We start from the raw sequence: 16,052 nt of genomic DNA, 5'->3' as shown, positions 1-16,052 counted from the left end.
GGAGGTGATACTATGTTAACATCACTTTTTACAGGAATAAGTGGACTGAATGCAAATGGACTTGCCCTTTCAGTAATAGGAGATAACATTGCCAATGCAAACACTGTTGGTTTTAAAGCAAGCAGAGCTAATTTTGGAGATATACTGAGTCAGACACTTGGTGGAGCATCAGCAATGCAGGTTGGTCGTGGAACTATGATCATTGACATTCAAAAGATGTTTACGCAGGGAACTCTTGAGACCACATCCAATCCTCTTGATCTGGCAATAGAGGGAGATGGATTTTTTGTAGTAAGGCAACTTAATGGACCAACCTATTATACCCGTGCAGGTCAGTTCAGACTTGATAAAGAAGGCTATGTGGTTGATCCAAATGGATACAGACTTCAAGCATATCAAATGGATGCAACTGGCAGTGTCACAGGTGAGATTGGTGATGTATATCTTGCAGGACTGATGAGTGACCCATCAGCAACCAATAAAATATCCATGCAGATGAATTTGGATTCAAGAGATGATATACCATCAGCACCATGGACACCCCCCTCAGGGACAAACCTACCAGCTTCTAACACATATAACTTCTCTACAGCCATTACAATATATGACAGTCAGGGTAATCCTCATCTTGTTTATACATATTTTCGCAAAATTGCTCAAAATACCTGGGAGGCACATGTTGTTTACAATGACAGCGCCACGGGTACCAATTATGTTGAAGTTGATTTTGATAGCAGCACAACTGGAGTTCAACCTATAACCTTATCTTTCAATACCGATGGCGCTCTATCAGATGTTTATGTTACAACGCCCCATGTTCCTCCTAATCCAAATTTCACACCTACAGCAAGCCTGAATTTTTCAAGTTGGGGAGTAACATCTCCTCAAAATGTTAATTTAAGTTTCTCTAACTCAACTCAGTACGGTTCACCTAATGCTGTTGTATTTCAGACTCAAAATGGTTATTCCTCAGGAAACCTGATTGCAGTAACAGTTGATCAGGATGGTGTAGTCTCAGGAGTATTCACGAATGGTCAAGTTAAAAAAGTTGCGCAGGTTGTACTTGCAAAGTTTGTTGCTGCACATAATTTAACAAAGGTAGGGAATAATCTCTATCTTGAATCATACGGTTCAGGCGGACCAACATACGGTGCACCAGGAACTGTTGGTGTCGGCAAAGTTTATGCGAATTCTCTTGAGTCAAGCAATGTTGACCTTGCTGAAGAATTCATAAGAATGATTGCTGCCCAGAGAGCCTATCAGGCAAATGTGAGGGTAATTACAACGACTGACAACATGCTAAACGAATTAATGAACATAATAAGGTAATGTTTCTAATTAAGGCGATACTCTGATAGTTAAAGCAAACCTGAACAATGCCTGACAATATCTTTTCTGTCACTGCGAGGGGCTCAATGCCCCGAAGCAGTCTCTCCTCTACCATTCTGAGCTTGCAAAACAATCTAAGGAATTTCAATTATTTTCAAACATTGCAACGAAATGGCTAACTCACCTTTATTCTGATAAATCTTCTTTTGCCAACTTTTACAATATATTCACCAGCCTTGATTTTTATATCAGGATTGACCAGAGGCTCATTATTAACTCTGACACCACCCTGCTTTATAAGCCTTATTGCCTCTGATGTGCTTTTAGTAAGTCCCTGTTCTTTCAATATCTTTGGAAGCCAGATTCCTTCTCCTTCATCTTTCAACTCTACAGTTTCAATTTCTTCAGGAATCTCTTTCTTTCTAAAAAGCTTAATAAAATTCTCCCTTGCCTTCTCTGCCAGCTCTTTACCATGATATCTTGTAACAATCTCAACTGCAAGGGATTCTTTAGCATCCCTTGGATTAATCTTACCTTCCTTGATACCTTTTTTAAGTTCATTAAGCTCTTCAATAGATATGTGACTTAGAAGTTCATAATATTTAAGCATCAATTCATCATTAATTGACATTATCTTGCCAAACATCTCATCTGGTGGCTCATTAATTCCAATGTAGTTTCCGAGACTCTTTGACATCTTCTGCACACCGTCAAGTCCTTCAAGAAGAGGCATCATTATGACAACCTGCTCTTCCATACCGTACATTTTCATTAACTGTCTTCCCATAAGAAGATTAAACTTCTGATCAGTGCCTCCAAGTTCTATGTCTGCTTTAAGATAAACTGAGTCATAAGCCTGAAGTAGTGGATATAGAAATTCCAGAATTGTAATTGGACGACCTTCTGTAAATCGCTTTTTAAAATCTTCTCTTTCAAGCATTCTTGCAACAGTCTCTGCTCCAGCAAGACGACACATATCAAGGGCTGTCATTTTGTTAAACCACTCACTGTTAAACATTATCAATGTTTTTTCAGGATCAAGAATCTTAAAAACCTGGTCCTTGTATGTTTCAGCATTTTTAAGAACTTCCTCTCTTGTAAGAGGTTTTCTTGTTTCTGTTTTACCAGAGGGATCTCCTATCATTCCTGTAAAATCGCCAATAAGAAAAATAACTTCGTGTCCAAGTTCCTGAAACTGTCTCATTTTTTCTAAAAGAACAGTATGACCAAGATGAATATCCGGTGCAGTTGGATCAAATCCAACTTTTATTCGCAGGGGTTTACCTTCTTTGTAAGCTTTTTCAAGTTTTTTCTTGAGGTCTTCTTCAAGGATTATCTCAACAGTTCCTCTTTTTATGATTTCAAGCTGTTTTTCCGGTGTCAGCATCTTTCATCCCCCTTTTTAAAATTCAAAGTTCAAGGTTCAACCGCCTTACGGCAATTCAACCACCCTAACGGGTGATTCAAGGTTCAAAATTCAAAGTTCAAAGTTTTAAAATGAGTGTTCTTTATCTGGGAATATACCCTTTTCAACTTCTTCTTTGTACTGTTTTACTGCCTTCATAATTTCATCTTTTAAATTGGCATATTTCTTTACAAATTTTGGAGTAAACTTCTCAAAAAGTCCAAGCAAATCATGTATTACCAGAACCTGTCCATCGCAGTATGGACCTGCGCCAATTCCTATTGTAGGAATTTCAAGACTTTCAGTAATCTCTCTTGCAAGTTCTGAAGGAATTACCTCAAGAACTATTGCTACTGCACCTTTATCCTGAAGTCTTAGTGCATCTTCCTTTATTCTCCTTGCCTGTTCCTCGGTTTTTCCCTGAAGTCTATATCCTCCCATTCTGAGTACTGCCTGAGGAGTAAGTCCGAGATGTCCAATTACAGGAATCTCTGCCTCAGTCAAGGCTTTAACCTGTGAAAGAATTTCCCTTCCACCTTCAAGCTTTACAGCATGGGCACCGGTTTCTTTTATTATTCTGCCCGCATTCCTTACAGCTTCTTCAACACTTACCTGATAAGACATAAAAGGCATATCAGCAACTATCATTGCTCTCTTTGTTGATTTAACCACAATCTTAGTGTGATAGATTATCTCCTCCATTGTTACAGGCAGTGTTGTATCATTTCCCTGAACAACCATCGAAAGAGAGTCTCCAACAAGAATAATGTCTATCCCTGCTTCATCAACAATATGGGCAAAAGGATAGTCATAGGCTGTAAGCATGGTGATCTTTTGTGCCTGCTTTTTTTTACTTAACAAATCATTGACATTAAATCTCATCTTTGAGTCCTTCTTATTGCCTTAAGTTGAAGTTGAAGAGTTCTTCCTCCTTCCCATTCATTTATTGTTGGAGTAAATGCTGCATCAATCAGGCATCCTTCAAGAACTGGCTCTTCTGCCATATCAAAACCTATAGCAGAAATAGTTCTTCCGTTCTGTTTTAAAAACATCTTAAGATGATTACTCCCCACCTTTCTTAAATTTACCACAGTGAGCTCCTTTGCTCCAAAAAGAGGTTCACGATTCCCTGGTCCAAAAGGTTCGAGAAGTTTTATCTCTTCTGTCACTTTCTCATTAATCTCTTCAAGACTTACAGCAGCGTCTAATTGAAGTATATTAATCCGCTCCATATCCATGTTTTCTAACAATTTACAAAGCCTATCCTTAAACTCTTCAAGTTTTTCTCTATAAAGCATTACTCCTGCTGCCTGCTTGTGACCGCCGTAACGTATTAGCAGATCCTTGCAGTCAAAAAGAATTTTCTGTAAATCAATACCCTGAGGAGCTCTTGCAGAACCCTTTACCCTGTCTTTATCTATTGCCATTATAAATACGGGTCTGTTAAATCTTTCAAGAAGTTTGCTTGCAACTGTTCCAACGACTCCAAGATGCCAGTCTCCCCATAGCACAACAGCTGGCTCATCGTTAAACTCTCTTTTCAGTTTTTGCTCAATCTCTTCTATGATTTTTTCTTCTATTTTCTGTCTAAAGGAATTTATCTGATTAATCCACTGTCCGATATTTTCAGCTTCTTCAATGATATCAGAAGTTAAAAATTTTACCACATCTGCTGCATGATCAACTCTTCCAGGAGCATTAATTCTTGGTATGAGACAATAGCTCAAATGAAAATTTTTTAAACAGCTTGAGTTTACTCCTGCTATGTCTTTCAATATTTTTATTGAAGTTCTTACAGGATTTTCAATAAGTTTCCAACCAGGCTTCACCAATGCTCTATTCATAGTATCAAGAGGAACCATATCCGCATATGTTCCTAAGGTTACAAGGTCAAGATACTGCATTGCCTCTTCACGATTTAATGCCATAGCAAGCATGAAGGCAACTCCAACACCTGCCAAAGATATATATGGTGAGTTTTCATCAATTTTAGGATTTATTACAGTCAAAGCCTCGGGAAGCACAGTTTCTCCATCTATTCTTAAAGGTTCATGATGATCTGTAATTATTGTCTCAATTCCCTCTTTTTTTGCATATTGAACAATCTCAAAATCTCTTATTCCGCAGTCAACAGTAATTATAAGCTTTGCTCCTATCCTCTTTGCCTCTTCAATACCTGTCTGAGTTAAACCATATCCATGATGAATTCTATGAGGAATGTGATAGTAGACCGAAGCTCCCATCTTTTTTAAAATGTCATAGAGAATTGCCGTTGAAGTCAAACCATCAGCATCATAATCACCATTTATAAGAATCTTTATACCTGAACGAATGGCTTCATTTATTATTTTAGTAGCTTCGTAAACTCCTGAAATGCTAAAGGGATCAATCAGGTCAATCGATGGATTTAAAAAGGAATAAATTTCCTCTACATCTTTGAGTCCTCTGGAGACAAGAGTCTGTGCCACAGGAATTGATATATTTAAAGCCCTTGACAGATACTGAAGATAATCCTGATTCGTTTTTACAACAACCCATTCACTGTATTGCATTTTATCTCTTTATAAGAGAATTCTTGCCAAGCAGAAGCACTACAGGACTTGCCACAAATATGGATGAATAAGTTCCAATTACTATTCCAATCATCATGGCAAGAGCAAAGTCATGCAAAACTTCTCCTCCGAAGAAAAAAAGTGCTACTGCTGACAGAAATGTGGTAAGAGATGTTACAATTGTTCTTGATAAAACCTCATTTATGCTTTTATTCATCAATGCCTCAAGGCTCATCGTTCCTTTTGCTACTTTACCAAGATTTTCACGGATTCTATCAAAGACTACTACAGTATCAGTGAGAGAGTATCCTGCGATTGTTAACAGAGCACTTATGAAAATTAGATTTATCTCTTTGTTCAGAATATAGAAGATTCCAAGAACAGCCATAACATCGTGAAAGGTTGCCACAGTTGCACCGATTGAAAAGTGGAATCTAAATCTTATGGCAATGTATATAAGTATTCCAAGCGTAGCAGCAGCAATTGCAAGGAGTGCATCTCTTTTTGTTCTTTCACCAATCTTTGGACCAATTTCAGTAATTGACTCTATCAAAGGTTCTTTGTTTGCAAGGTTTTCTTTAAGGGTTTTTTCAACTGCATCCTGTGCACCCTCCTGTTGTTTTTTTAGCTTTATGAGAATCTTTTTTTCTGTTGGAAGTTCCTGTATATCAGCATCTTTTATCCCTGCTTTATCAAGTATTGTTCTAATCTCGGAAAGTGTTACAGGCTGAGAAAATCTTACCTGAAGACTCAATCCTCCAGCAAAGTCAACTCCAAGATTTGCTTTTCCTTCATGAATCTGAAAGATCGCAAATATTCCAAGAATTATCATTAAACAGGAAAATCCGAGAGCAATATATTTTTTCCCGAGAAAATCAATGTTTGTTTTTCCAAGTATCTGTATCATATACTAAGACTCCTGCGCTCCTTTCCAAGATATATAAAGTCAAAGACTGTTTTTGTCCCTATTAGTGCTGTAAATAGATTTATTGCAACGCCAAGTGAAAGTGTTACTGCAAATCCCTTAATAGGTCCTGAACCAAAATGGAAAAGCACTGCTGCAGTTATAAGAGTTGTAACATGGGAGTCAAATATGGTCCAGAATGCTTTTTTGTATCCAGACTCGATTGCTGCTTTAGGAGTTTTTCCAAGCCTGAGTTCTTCCCTTATCCTTTCAAACATTAAAACATTGGAATCGACAGCCATACCAATTGCTAAAGCCACTCCTGCGATACCTGGTAATGTAAGAGTCGCATTCAATGCAGCAAGTGCTCCAATAAGAAGAACTATATTCAGTATCAAAGCAAAGTCAGCAATAACTCCACTTAAACGATAATAAAAGACCATAAATAAAGAGACAAATACGGCCGCAATGATTACAGCCCTTTTGCCTGCTTCAATTGAGTCTTTTCCAAGAGTTGGACCAACTGTTACATTCTGAATAAGCCTTACAGGAGCTGGCAGTGCTCCAGCTCTGAGGACAATTGCAAGGTCTTTTGCTTCCTCAAGTGTAAAGCTTCCTGTAATCTGGGCATTGCCACCCTCAATTCTTTCCTGAATTACAGGTGCCGAATAAAGAGTTCCGTCAAGTATTATGGCAAGTCTGTGTTTGACATATTTGGCTGTTATCTCTTCAAAAATCTTTGCCCCAGCATCATTGAATCTCAAAGATACGTAAGGTTCGTTAAATCTCTGGTCAATACTTACATGAGCCTCTGCAAGAAGGTCTCCTGTAAGTAAGGCTTCTTTTTTTACAATGTAGGGTCTTTTGTAAACTTCGCCCGTTTCTTTGTTTACAATTTTTTGAAAAACTATTTCATCACCTTCTGGAAGTTTGTTCTTCCACTGATTTAAAAATGCTTCTTCTTCCCCAGCCTTTATCAATGAAGGAAGTTCATTCCATAGAGTAGTTTCTTCATCAAGAAGTTTAAACTCAAGCTGAGCGGTTTTTCCGATTATTTCGAGGGCTTTCTTAGGATCCTTTACCCCTGGAAGTTGCACCACTATCTCATTTTCTCCCTGCTTATGTATTGCTGGCTCAGCAACTCCAAGCTGGTCAATTCTATTACGAATTACTTCAATTGCCTGTTCAACTGATGTGGTCTCAACTCTTTTGAAAGCTGATTCAGGAAATTCACAAACATATACATCATTTTGTTGAGAGATAGAAAGGTCAGGATAATTTTCTTTTACAAGCTTTTTTATTTCATCGTTTACTGGTTGGATAATTATTTTTTCACCTTCAGTTTTTACAGAGGCTTTTATACCTTTTTTTTCAAGAAGGCTTCCGAGGTGCATTCCTGTTCTTTCAACTGTTATCTGCCGTGCTCTTTTGATGTCAACTTCAAAAATAAGATGGGAGCCCCCTCTTAAGTCAAGACCAAGAACAATTCCTTTATGGGGCATATTTTTCTTCCACCAATCAGGCATAAACTCAAAAAGAGGTGTATTTGGTAGAAAGAAAATAAACGCTATAATGACAGTTGCCAGAATCAATGCAATCCTGATATAAATACCTTTTCTCATAACTTTTCTATTCCAGTAAAATTAGTCCTCATCTGTGGGTGGTCTTAATGCAGCCACTGATTGCTTCGAAAATTTAACCTTTACATTATCAGCAATCTTTAAAACCACTGTATTAGGGGTAACACTCTCAACAACTCCGTATATTCCTCCAACAGTGATTACCTTGTCTCCTTTTTTTAAATTCTCAAGCATCTGCCTGTGTTCTTTGGCTCTTTTCTGCTGTGGTCTGATAAGTAAAAAGTAGAAGACAACGATGATTAAAAATAGTGGTAATAAACTGGCAATCAGGCTCATTATTGGATCACCCTGTGCACCTCCCTGTGGAGGAGTACCCATGGCATGGGCATCTGATATAAGATTCAAAATAGACATAATTCACCTCCTAAAATTTTAAATCTTTTTATAGTAGCAAGCTTTATTAAAAAATCTCAAGTTTTTCACAAATTGACTTAATGGAAAGCAAAATTTTAACATTTCATAATATGAGCGTACACGAATTTGTCCATCTTCATGTTCATACAGAGTATAGCCTTCTTGATGGCGCAATAAAAATTGATGAACTGCTTGAACAGGTAAAAAAATATCAAATGCCAGCGGTAGCTATTACTGATCATGGAAATCTCTTTGGAGTAGTAGAATTTTTTAAAAAAGCCAAAAAATCAGGAATAAAACCAATTATAGGTTGCGAAATATATGTAGCACCTGAAAGCCGTTTTGACAAAGCCAAGATAAGCAAAGACTCTGGCACGCCAGAGGAAGCTTCATTTCATCTTACTGTTTTAGTGGAAAATGAAGAGGGATATAGAAATCTCAACCGTCTTGTAAGTCTTTCATATATTGAAGGATTTTACTATAAACCAAGAGTCGATATGGAACTTTTAAGTCAATACAATAAAGGACTTATCGCTCTTTCAGGATGTCTCAAAGGAGAGATTCCATACAATATTGTCTATGGAAATATGGAAAAAGCTGAAAGCATAGCAAAAAATTTGAAAGAAATTTTTGGAGAGAATTTTTTCCTTGAAATCCAGTCAAATGGACTCTCTGACCAGGATAAAGCAAACAAAGGACTAATAGAGATTTCAAAAAAATTTAACATCCCTCTGGTTGCTACAAATGATTGTCACTATCTTCATAAATCCGATGCAAGAGCACATGAAATTTTGCTATGCATTCAGACAGGAAAAACCATAAAAGATGAAAAAAGAATGAAATTTCAGACAGATGAGTTTTATTTTAAATCATCTGAGGAGATGTACTCAGCCTTTCGGGAAATTCCAGAGTCATTGAAAAATACTCTGGAAATCGCCGATAGATGTAATTTCAACTTTAAACTTGGCGAATACAAGCTCCCCAAATATCATGTTCCTGAAGGATACTCACCAGAAGAATATCTGAAAAAACTTGCTCAGGAAGGGTTAAAGGAAAGATTTAAAGACAGTGTGCCTGAAGACTATATAAAGCGTCTCGATGAAGAGCTCAAAGTTATAACAGAGATGGGATTTGCCTCCTATTTCCTTATTGTATGGGATTTCATAAACTATGCAAGAAAGAAAAATATTCCTGTTGGACCTGGCAGGGGTTCAGCAGCAGGAAGTCTTGTTGCCTATGCACTTAAAATTACAGATATTGATCCTATAAAATATGGACTTCTTTTTGAGAGATTTCTAAATCCTGAAAGAATAAGTATGCCTGATATTGATGTGGACTTTTGCAAAACAAGAAGAGAAGAAGTGATTAGATATGTTGCTGAAAAATATGGAAGTGATAAAGTAGCCCATATCATAACTTTCGGAACAATGGCAGCAAGGGCAGTAGTAAGAGATGTAGGAAGAGCATTGAATATTCCCTATGGTGATGTGGATAAAATTGCGAAAATGATACCATTTGCATGCCCATCTCTGGAGCAGGCTTTAAATTTAGAACCAAGACTTAAAGAGCTTTATAATAAATCTGAAAAGGTTAAAGAACTGATTGACATAGCTTTAAGACTTGAGGGACTTGTGAGACACGCCTCTCAACATGCTGCAGGAGTTGTTATCTCTCCAGAGCCTCTTCAGAATTTAATGCCTCTGTATAAAAATTCCGGTGAAGAAACTATAATAACTCAATTTGATATGAAAGCTCTTGAAGATGTTGGACTGCTCAAATTTGACTTTTTAGGATTAAAAACTCTTACTGTTATTGATGAAACAATAAACTATGCTAAAGCTCAAGGCAAATATATAGATTTAGAGAAAATTCCTCTCGATGATCCAAAAACTTACCAACTTCTTTGTTCAGGTCATACAACAGGAGTATTTCAACTTGAAAGTAGAGGAATGAGAGAGCTCCTGAAAAGAATGGAGCCCGAGAGATTTGAGGACCTCATTGCACTTGTTGCCCTTTACAGACCAGGACCTCTTGGTAGTGGAATGGTTGATGATTTTATAAAGAGAAAAAAAGGACTGGTGCCTGTAGAGTATGATCTCCCCGAATTAAAGGAAATACTCAATGAAACCTATGGTGTAATTCTCTATCAGGAACAGGTTATGAGAATTGCCAATAAAATTGCAGGCTTCACAATGGGACAGGCTGATGTTTTAAGAAAGGCAATGGGGAAAAAGATTCCAGAGCTTATGGCAAGCCTTAAGGAAGAGTTTGTTCAAGGAGCTCAAAAAAATGGAGTTCCTCAGGATAAAGCAGAATCTTTATTCAACATAATGGCAGCTTTTGGTGAATACGGATTTAATAAATCTCACTCTGCAGCCTATGCTTATCTATCATATATTACTGCCTATTTAAAAGCCCATTATCCTAAGGAATTTTTTGCAGCAAACCTTTCCAATGAAATGGGAGATACAAATCAGATTGTAAAGTTTATTAACGAATGTAAAGCATGGGGCATTGAGATTAAAGGACCTGATATAAATGAAAGTGACAGAATTTTTACTGTAAAAGAAAATTTTATCAGGTTCGGACTTGAAGCTGTTAAAGGGGTTGGATTTTCAGCCCTTCAGAGCATTCTCAGTGAGAGGAAAAAGAAAAAGTTTACATCAATGGCTGATTTCCTGAGCAGAATTGATACAAGAAAAGTTAATAAAAAAGTCATAGAGTCTCTTATCAAAGCAGGAGCATTTGATTCTCTTTATCCTCAATGCACTCCAAATCAGGCAAGAGCTTTTGCCATGCACGAACTTCTGTCATTTAAGGGTAAAAATTTGGCAGGTGGACTATTTTTTAATGAGCAACATATAAAGCCTTGGGATAATGAAAAACTTTTGAGCGAGGAAAAGGCTGCACTCGGGTTTTATCTTACAGGTCATCCTTTGAAACCTCTAAGACCTGCTTTGAATAAGATGAATATCTCAACAATTGCTGAAATTTTTGATACAGCAGAAGATGACATTGTTGATACTGAACAGCAGGAACAGGAAATCCAGATAGCAGGCATCGTAGAAGAAGTTAAAAGTAAAGCAAAAGAAAAGGGAGTGACTGCTTATATAACAATAGAGGATGAGACAGGTAGATTGGAAGTCGTAATTTATCCTGAACTTTTTAAAAAATGTAGCAGTATTTTGACAGAAAAAAATTTAATTCTAATTAAAGGCATCATATTTAAATCACCTGATTCAACTAAATTTCTTGCAAGACAAATAGAAGATTTGAAAAATATAGATCTAAAAATAAAGTATGAATTAAGCATTGATTGTTCAGATACTGAAAAAGCTTACAAAACTTTGAAGGAAATCAGGCAATGTCTTGAAGAAACCCGTAATGGAGAAGGTAAGATATATATATGTTTAAATCTGCCTGATTGTCATGTTATAATTTTAAGTCCTTTTGAGCCGTCTCTTGATTTTGAGACAAAAATACAAAAAATTGAAAATTGTCAGGTGAGAATTATATGACCTATTATCTTGATTTTGAAAAACCCATACAGGAATTGGAGATAAAAATTGAGGAGTTAAAAAAACTATCTGATGGTAGTGAGATTGACCTTTCTCAGGAAATAAAAAGACTTAATAAAAAACTAAAAGAACTAAAAACAGAAGTATACTCAAATCTAACTCCCTGGCAGAAAACTCAGATTGCAAGACATCCAGAAAGGCCTTATACCCTTGATTATATTTCAATGATTTTTGAAGACTTTATTGAACTTCACGGAGATCGTAGATTTGGCGATGATCCAGCTGTAGTAGCAGGAGTTGGTAAAATTGATGGAAAGTCATATGCAGTTGTCGGGCATCAAAAGGGCAGAACAATAAAAGAAAGAATTTACCGAAACTTTGGTCAGGCTCATCCAGAAGGATACAGAAAAGCTTTAAGAGTAATGAAACTAGCAGAAAGATTTTCCATACCTGTTATTACAATGATTGACACTCCAGGTGCTTTTCCTGGTATAGGTGCAGAGGAAAGAGGTCAAGCTGAAGCAATTGCCACGAATCTTATGGAGATGTCTTTACTTAAAACACCTCTCATTGGATTTGTAATTGGAGAAGGGGGCAGTGGAGGAGCTCTTGCTCTCAGTGTATGTGATAGAATTTTTATGCTTGAACATTCGATTTATTCAGTTATTTCGCCCGAAGGATGTGCCGCAATTCTCTGGAAAAAAAACTCAGATGTTGGTGTAGAAGATTACATGAGAGCAGCAGAAGCACTTAAACTTACAGCGCAGGATTTAAAGAAATTCGGAATTATTGACGACATTATCAGTGAACCTCTTGGAGGAGCTCATAGAGACCCTCAGGAAGTAGGCAAAAAAATTAAAGCTAAAATATTGAGTACAATAGCAGAACTTGCTAAAATTCCAACTGAAGAACTTATTAAGAGAAGATATGAAAAATTCAGAAAAATTGGTAACTTCTGGAGTTCAATCAATCGCAGAAAGTAGAAAATCTCTAAATTTTTCAGGGACAATCCATTCAATTCCCAATTTATCAGCCCACTTAATCAGTCCCTGATCCCCTGTAACAAGCGATGCTTGAAGTTGCAAAGAAAGAAATATTAGATCAACATCCTCTTTACTATCAATGATACCTTCACGAAGAGCTTCCCTGTATTTTTTTCTCAAGTCTTTGATTATTTCGTCAGTTTCTTTATGTATAGCATTTCTTACAGCATTCTCTGCAACCCTCAAACCCTTATTTATTCTATGTCTCATCTCTTCAACAAGCTCATAGAAAAATATGGCAGGGCATACATTTCTGTGTTTATCAGGAGACTTAATTCGAATTATAAAATAAAAATCCTTTGGAATTTTTTTTTCATCAACGAAATACATCAACTCTTTAAACACAGAGGAGGGAATGTAAAATTCAAGATTCCTTGTTCTTTTAGCTATCTTTACAAATTCTTCAATAGCCTTTTCTGGACTATCTCCAAAGAGATTTCTTATATCTGGATTAACAAAAACGCTTGTATCAAGGACTATCTTTCTTTTTTTAAAGAAAAAATTGATCATTTTAGAATTTCACAGCCTCTCAAATCAACCTCAAAGCTATTCCATGTACCACATACTGGACATCTTCCAGTCCATTCTTCAAATGTTGAATGACACTCTTTACATAAATATGAGAGATTTGATACCTTGCTTTCAGGACATAACTCTTTGAATTCAGACACAGCTTTTGGAATCTGATTTCTCCTTAAATAGAGATATCCCTTTATGCAGTGAAGTTTTGGTGTTGAACATATGGCTGGATCAATGGAAGATAAAGTTTCTATGGCATCATCAATCATCTCAAGACGATAATAAAGTCTTCCAAGGAGAAATTTAAGTTCCACATCATCGGGTTTTTCATTTATTGCTTTAAGATAAAATTGTATCAACCTTTTAGGATCACCTATACTTATAAGTAAGTCTTCAAGTCTTATAAGCAAAAGCTTTGATTTTAAGGTATCGTAAGATTTTTGGAGAAAATCAATGGCTTCTTCAACTCCTTCTTTGGAAAGAATAACCTCTGTCATTCCAAGATATGCAGGGACAAACTCTGGATAATTCTTAACAAGACTGGAAAAAATCTTTTCAGCCTGCTCAATATCGCCTGATTCAAGATTTACTCTGCCGTATTCGTATGTATATCCTACAAGCCTTTTCTCTTCTTCTGCTCTTTTATATTCAGGAACAAGCTTTAGAATCTTTTTCTGAAGAGTGATCAACTCTTCCCATTTTTCAAGTCGCTCCAGAATAGTTCTCATTTTGTAATGAGCAAGAGGACTGTCTGGTTCAAGACTTATAATCTGTTCAATGTATTTTAAAGCAAGTTCGTTTTCATTCATCTTTTCCATAACACTTTCTAAAGAGAAAAGAGGCACAATGTTTTTAGGGTCAAGCTCATAAGCTTTTTTGTAATATTTTAGTGCAGTCTTATAGTCTTCCTCTTTCATTGAGAGGTCTCCAAGTCTGATAAGAGCATCTATGTGTTCTGGTTCCTCTTTTAATATTTCTTTTAATGCTTCCTTTGCTTCCTGAACTTTGTCTCTCATTATTGCATTAAGTGCCTTTGCATAGTAATCCTTTATTTTTTCCTCTTTTTTCTGTTTTTTCTGTAACTGAAATCTGTTTATTAAATTAGAAGTATCTCTAATAAAGAAAACGATAAAAACAAAAAAAGCTCCAAAACTTAAAGAAAGCAGCATTAATCCTATCTTGGGCATTTCATAGGATGCACCAAAAGGTACTTTAAGAATTACCATTTCTTTATTTTCCATGGCAAAGAGTCCAATAATAGTTAGAAAAACAAGTAACAGAAAGATAAGAAACTTTGACATATCAAATACCTCTCAGTTTAGCAGTTTTTTAATTATACCTTAAAAAAGTCGGAAAAATTAATAGGAATTGACAAATAAATGTATAGATATGTTAACTTTAAAAGTCGGGGCTGTAGCTCAGTTGGGAGAGCGCTTGAATGGCATTCAAGAGGTCGGGGGTTCGACTCCCCTCAGCTCCATCAAGTAAAATCAAGGGTTTCCACCACATAGCACAATCCTAAAAATTAGTGACTGTGTCAGTTTTTGTGTCACTTACTTTTTTTGATGTTGAAAAAATGCGGCTGAGACAGCTTACAGCTCTGGATTTATGTTCTGGTGCAAGGTGTGAGTATCTTAAGGTCATCTTAATGTCTTTGTGCCCCAAGAGTTCTTTAACAGTTGTAAGGTCAACTCCGTTCATAACAAGCTGGCTTGCGAAGGTGTGTCTTAAGTCGTGGAAGTGGAAGTCTTTAATGTCAGCCTTTCTTAAAGCATGATTAAAGCTTCTTTTTACATCATAGTATCTTGTATTTGTTAGAGGATTCACAAAAACATAATCAACATCAATCTTTCTTTCTGTAAAAAGCTTTCTGAACAAAGACAGTAAAGCATCGTTCATTGGAATGTCTCTTCTTTCTGAGTTTTTTGTTTTCTCAATGTGGATGTATCCGTTCTTAAGGTCAACATTGCTCCATCTTAAAGACAGTATCTCATCTTTACGCATTCCTGTATTCAAAGCAGTAAAGACAATCGGATATAAATGTCTGTCACAACAGGAAAGCAATCTCTGAATCTCTTCTACTGAAAGGTATCTAAGTCTTCTGTTGTTTTCTTTAAGAAACTTAACCTTTCTGATTCTCTTTAAAACTTCTTCCTCTACCATATCCCACTGCTGAGCTTTGGTGAACATATGCTTAAGACAGGCAAGCTTTCTGTTAATGGTAGCAGGTTTAAGCCCCTGCTTAATCAAGTCAACCTGAAACTGTTCAACAAGCTGTGTGGTAAATCTTCTCAGAATAAGACTGCCAAATCTTTCTTTGAGTTCTTTGATAATATAAAGCTTGCTTCTGTTAAAGCATTTCTGAATACAAGCCCATTCTGAATATCTATCGCATAGCTCAGAGAAAGTATGGTTTTTGATAACAAGCTTCTCTGGAAACTTACCCTCTGCTATTTCTGCTTTTCTCTTTGCAAGCAGTTTTAAAGCCTCGTTGATGTTTCTGGTTCTTGCACTTTCTCTAACTATCTTACCTGTAGGGTCAGCATACCTTATCCAGTAAACACCACCCCGTTTAAACACTCCTCTTGTTTTCATAACTTTCCCTCCTTTCTGTATTTTTCATAGAGACAGTCAAGAAGCCTTTTTAAAACATTTGGTATTTTTTTACCTCTCTCAAGGTGAGATATATAACTCTGTGTTACTCCTAAGGTCTTAGCCATCTGTTCTTGAGTTAGTCCTAACAATTGCCTGAACCATTTTATCTCTTCTTTGTTCCAGTCCATGTTTA

13 protein-coding genes and 1 tRNA gene are annotated in these 16,052 nt (G+C 36.4%); 4 read left to right on the top strand and 10 right to left on the bottom strand.

Features of this window, described 5'->3' with window-relative positions:
- The first annotated feature begins 12 nt into the window (after positions 1 to 12).
- Positions 13 to 1,329, top strand: coding sequence for a flagellar hook protein FlgE (locus tag TAGGR_RS03085; protein ID WP_059175890.1), 1,317 nt, complete (start codon positions 13 to 15; stop codon positions 1,327 to 1,329).
- Between the two features lie 175 nt (positions 1,330 to 1,504).
- Here the strand turns inward: TAGGR_RS03085 and tyrS are convergent, their stop codons facing one another.
- The 6 genes from tyrS to yajC form a co-directional block, all read right to left on the bottom strand.
- A complete protein-coding gene (tyrS, locus tag TAGGR_RS03080) occupies positions 1,505 to 2,716 on the bottom strand; it encodes a tyrosine--tRNA ligase (protein WP_153000428.1) in 1,212 nt (403 codons plus the stop codon).
- 105 nt (positions 2,717 to 2,821) lie between these two features.
- Positions 2,822 to 3,616: a 3-methyl-2-oxobutanoate hydroxymethyltransferase gene (panB, locus tag TAGGR_RS03075; RefSeq protein WP_059175889.1), complete on the bottom strand. Its 795-nt coding sequence runs from the start codon at positions 3,614 to 3,616 to the stop codon at positions 2,822 to 2,824.
- Positions 3,613 to 5,286: a single-stranded-DNA-specific exonuclease RecJ gene (gene recJ, locus TAGGR_RS03070; RefSeq protein ID WP_059175888.1), complete on the bottom strand. Its 1,674-nt coding sequence runs from the start codon at positions 5,284 to 5,286 to the stop codon at positions 3,613 to 3,615. The genes panB and recJ overlap by 4 nt, the downstream gene beginning before the upstream one ends.
- A 1-nt stretch (position 5,287) precedes the next feature.
- Positions 5,288 to 6,193 (bottom strand): protein translocase subunit SecF, encoded by a 906-nt coding sequence (secF, locus tag TAGGR_RS03065; RefSeq protein WP_153000427.1) that lies wholly within the window; start codon positions 6,191 to 6,193, stop codon positions 5,288 to 5,290.
- Complete coding sequence (secD, locus tag TAGGR_RS03060) at positions 6,190 to 7,812, bottom strand: protein translocase subunit SecD (protein WP_059175887.1); 1,623 nt, start codon at positions 7,810 to 7,812, stop codon at positions 6,190 to 6,192. Before secD ends, secF begins: the two co-directional genes overlap by 4 nt.
- Before the next feature lie 21 nt (positions 7,813 to 7,833).
- A complete protein-coding gene (gene yajC / locus TAGGR_RS03055; protein WP_059175886.1) occupies positions 7,834 to 8,184 on the bottom strand; it encodes a preprotein translocase subunit YajC in 351 nt (116 codons plus the stop codon).
- 80 nt (positions 8,185 to 8,264) lie between these two features.
- Here yajC and dnaE point away from each other — a divergent pair, with 80 nt between their 5' ends.
- Complete coding sequence (gene dnaE / locus TAGGR_RS03050; protein WP_236698889.1) at positions 8,265 to 11,702, top strand: DNA polymerase III subunit alpha; 3,438 nt, start codon at positions 8,265 to 8,267, stop codon at positions 11,700 to 11,702.
- Positions 11,699 to 12,685 carry an acetyl-CoA carboxylase carboxyltransferase subunit alpha gene (locus TAGGR_RS03045; protein WP_059175885.1) on the top strand — a complete coding sequence of 329 codons (987 nt, stop codon included), beginning with the start codon at positions 11,699 to 11,701 and terminating at the stop codon, positions 12,683 to 12,685. Before dnaE ends, TAGGR_RS03045 begins: the two co-directional genes overlap by 4 nt.
- Here TAGGR_RS03045 and TAGGR_RS03040 read toward each other — a convergent pair.
- Positions 12,665 to 13,255, bottom strand: a complete 591-nt coding sequence (locus TAGGR_RS03040; RefSeq protein ID WP_059175884.1) for an RNA ligase partner protein — start codon at positions 13,253 to 13,255, stop codon at positions 12,665 to 12,667. The two genes, TAGGR_RS03045 and TAGGR_RS03040, sit on opposite strands and share 21 nt — an antisense overlap.
- Entirely contained in the window at positions 13,252 to 14,565 is a 1,314-nt protein-coding gene (locus TAGGR_RS03035; RefSeq protein ID WP_059175883.1) for a tetratricopeptide repeat protein, read from the bottom strand. Before TAGGR_RS03035 ends, TAGGR_RS03040 begins: the two co-directional genes overlap by 4 nt.
- A gap of 106 nt (positions 14,566 to 14,671) precedes the next feature.
- On the opposite strand from TAGGR_RS03035, the gene TAGGR_RS03030 reads away from it, so the two are divergent.
- A tRNA-Ala gene (locus TAGGR_RS03030) sits at positions 14,672 to 14,744 on the top strand.
- A 38-nt stretch (positions 14,745 to 14,782) separates the two neighbouring features.
- On the opposite strand, the gene TAGGR_RS03025 is transcribed toward TAGGR_RS03030, so the two are convergent.
- Together TAGGR_RS03025 and TAGGR_RS03020 are read right to left on the bottom strand one after the other, a co-directional pair.
- On the bottom strand, positions 14,783 to 15,859 hold the full coding sequence (locus TAGGR_RS03025; protein WP_059175882.1) for a tyrosine-type recombinase/integrase: 1,077 nt from the start codon (positions 15,857 to 15,859) through the stop codon (positions 14,783 to 14,785).
- Positions 15,856 to 16,047 (bottom strand): helix-turn-helix domain-containing protein, encoded by a 192-nt coding sequence (locus TAGGR_RS03020; protein ID WP_059175881.1) that lies wholly within the window; start codon positions 16,045 to 16,047, stop codon positions 15,856 to 15,858. The genes TAGGR_RS03025 and TAGGR_RS03020 overlap by 4 nt, the downstream gene beginning before the upstream one ends.
- Positions 16,048 to 16,052 lie beyond the last annotated feature (5 nt).

This window comes from Thermodesulfovibrio aggregans, from assembly GCF_001514535.1.
GTDB lineage: Bacteria > Nitrospirota > Thermodesulfovibrionia > Thermodesulfovibrionales > Thermodesulfovibrionaceae > Thermodesulfovibrio > Thermodesulfovibrio aggregans.
Note: the sequence above shows the minus strand (reverse complement) of the source record. Positions and strands in the feature narration are given on the sequence as shown.